The sequence below is a fragment of the Streptococcus sp. 1F3 genome (assembly GCF_054968985.1).
The window spans coordinates 1-3301 of the sequence record NZ_JBUEQR010000053.1; the positions used below are offsets into that span (position 1 = coordinate 1).

Sequence of the window (3301 nt, forward strand, 5' to 3'; positions counted from 1 at the left end):
TGGTCAGGCAACCGCCTTTACCTATGACCCATTGGGACGGGTGGTGGAGACGGTCGCACCGACTGGCGCCAAGCAAAGCTACACCTATGATGCGGTGGGAAATCGCCTCACCGAAACAACAGGGGAGGGGCATACGACCACCTTTACTTATGACGCCATGAACCGTCTCTCTAGCCTCAAACGCCCGACAGGTGGCGAGACAAGCTATGCTTATGACGGGACAGGTAGCCTCGCTAAGGAAAGGGATGCCAATGGACATACGACCACCTATACCAATGACCTCTACGGTCGAACGACCAAGCGGACCTTGCCAAATGAGGCAGTCTATACCTATGCCTATGATGTTCTTGGACGTTTGACCAAACAGACAGGTCCCCAAGGTCTGGCGAAGAGCTATACCTATGACGTGGCGGGTAACCTCACCAAGGAAACGGACCAGTCTGATCGAAGCAATAGCTATACCTACGACAAGGTGGGTCGTCTCTTAACAGCTAAGAATGCCCTTGACCTTGAGACTACCTATAGTTATGATGAGGCAGGGAATCTTGAGAAGTTGACCAGTCCATCGGGAGCGACCACTCGCTTTAGCTACACCACTCTTGATCAGCTCAAGACCATCACCAGTCCGACAGGTCGAGAGATTGCCTCAAGCTATGATCCAGTCGGTCAAGTAACCAAGCGGACCATCAACGGCAAGCGGGAGACCAGCTACACCTATGACCCCAATGGGAACCTCCTAGAGGAAACCAATCCACTAGGACAAGTGACCAAGCGAACCTATGATGCCGCGGGTCGCTTGACCAGTGAAAGTGATACGGCAGGTCAACTCAATCTCTACACCTATGACCATGACAACAATGTCACCAAGGTCATGAATGAAGCCGGTGGTCAAGCCAGCATGACCTATGACGGCAATGGCAATCTGACCAGTGTGACATCTGGTAGCGAGCGCATCAAGACTTACACCTATGACCTCAAGGACCAGTTGCTTTCAGCTACCCAAGGGACAGGGGACAAGGCTTCCACCTCAACCTACACCTATGATAGTGTGGGAAATGTCACTTCCATCACCAATGGCAATGGCAAGGTCACAACCTATACCTATGACCAACTCTCCAATGTCGTGGAGCGTATGACGGCTCTTGGCGACAAGGAGACCTACAGCTACAACGTCAACAACCAGCTGGAGAAAGTCACCAAGGCAGATGGAGAGACCATCACCTACGACTACAATAAGCTGGACCAACTGCTCAAGATAGATTACTCCAAGAAAGAAGAGGGGCAAGTCCTCTATACCTATGATAGCGACGGTCGCAGGGTATCCATGAGTGATCGGACAGGCACGACCAACTACGAGACCAACGCAGAAGGGGAGATTACGGGTGTCCGTCAGGGAGACGGTAGTCTGATTCAGTATGACTACGATGACTACGGCAACATCAGCCAGATGACCTACCCAGACGGTAGCCGCGTTTCCTACACCTATGACGAGCTGGATCGCTTGACCTCTGTGACCGATGGCAAGGGAGAAAAGACTAGCTACACCTACAATGAAGCAGGCGACATGACGGAAGTCAAACGGGGCGATGGCACCCAGACTTTCCTCACCTATGACCAGGCGCACCGAGTGACGGAAATCGTCCATCGCAATCAGAAAGCCAAGCTGATTTCCAGCTATGCTTACGAGTATGACGATGGCAACTACATCACCAAGGAGACCATCACCCAAGACGGGGAGACGGTGATTCAAGCCTACACCTATGACACCCTGGGTCAAGTAGAGACCATGACAGTATCCGACAAGGCAGGCAAGGAATTATCGAAACTCACCTACACCTATGACCTAGCAGGAAACAAACTGACTAGTACAGAAGAAGTAGAGGGCAAGGAAGAAGAGACCCGCTTCACTTACGATGACAATAACCGCCTAACCAAACTAGAAAACAAGGACGGTATAACGACCTATACCTACGACAGGAACGGCAACCGCATCTCGTCTAAGAAGAATGATGACAAGTTAGACTACATCTACGACACAGAGAACCGCCTCCTTGCGGTTAAGGACAAGGAGGGACTTCTGATGGCAGCCCTCTATGACGGGGATGACAATCGAGTCTTTACTGCTAGCCGTAAGAAAGGTAAACATAGCTACCAGCTCTTCAAACGAGAGGAGAAGAGGAAGTCTCCTTATACTGCCCCGAATGGGGAGGAGCCGAGTCTCTTCTGGTATGGCTTTAGCCAGAATGTCTTACAGGCATTGTCTACCCTACCACAGACGGTGGGGACCATCTGGCATGAGATTTTTGATGATGTGTCGACTGCCTACCACCAGAAAGTGGCGAAAGACCGGGCGACCAAGGAGGGGCTAGTGGTCAATCCACCAGAGCTTGGAGATCTGCCGGGTGAGGGTCAAGTGACCTATGCGAGCGAGGTCAAAGAGGTTCTCATTCCTTACACCACACGGGAGGATAGCTTTAACTATTACGAAGAGCGGAACTATGTCAACGATGTCAATCGTGAACACACCAAGGTACTCCAGACCTATGATCGAGACTTGAAAGCAAGAGAGACCTATACCTACGGACAGGGCAGAACGTCTTATCTCAACCATGAGACAGGAGATACTTATCACTACCTGACCAACCAGGCAGGCTCCGTCACAGGCTTGACCAAGGACGGAGTAGCAGTTGCGTCCAGCCAGTACCAACTCTACGGAGCAAGTAAGTCTAGCACGGACGAGACAGGCAACCCATTTGCCTACAATGGGGAAGCTCGTGACATCACAGGACTAGATTACCTCAGAGCACGGTATTACGACAGCCAAGCAGGTACTTTCCTTACAGAAGACAGCTATCAAGGGGAACTAGATGACCCGCTTAGCCAGAATCTCTACAGCTATGTTCATAACAATCCAGTCAACTACACCGACCCAAGTGGGCATTTCTTGCAGGGACTTGTTAGGGGTGCTAAGAAGTTATGGAATGGTGCGAAGAAAGTAGCAAGTAATGCTTGGAATACGGTGAAACGAGTTGCGACTAATACTTGGAATTCAGTTAAGAGTGCCTATCATACAGGAGTTAACTGGATTAGCAACAAGGTAAATCAAGCCAAACAGTGGGTAGGTCAGCAGTGGAATAATGCAAAAAACTGGGTTGGGCAACAAATCAATAACCTCTACCATGCTGGACAACAAGCCTATCAGAGTGCAAGTAGCTATGTAGGGCAGAAGTATGAACAAGTTAGCCAAGGGGTGAACAATGCTTGGGAACAAGCCAAGGCAACAGGACAGTCTGTCTATAAT

The 3301-nt window shown here is 50.3% G+C and carries 1 protein-coding gene; it reads left to right on the forward strand.

What is annotated here, in order from left to right; all coding sequences use genetic code 11:
* A partial coding sequence (locus ACVPON_RS05125) for an RHS repeat-associated core domain-containing protein (protein ID WP_462876814.1) occupies positions 1–3301 on the forward strand: 3301 nt, incomplete at both ends.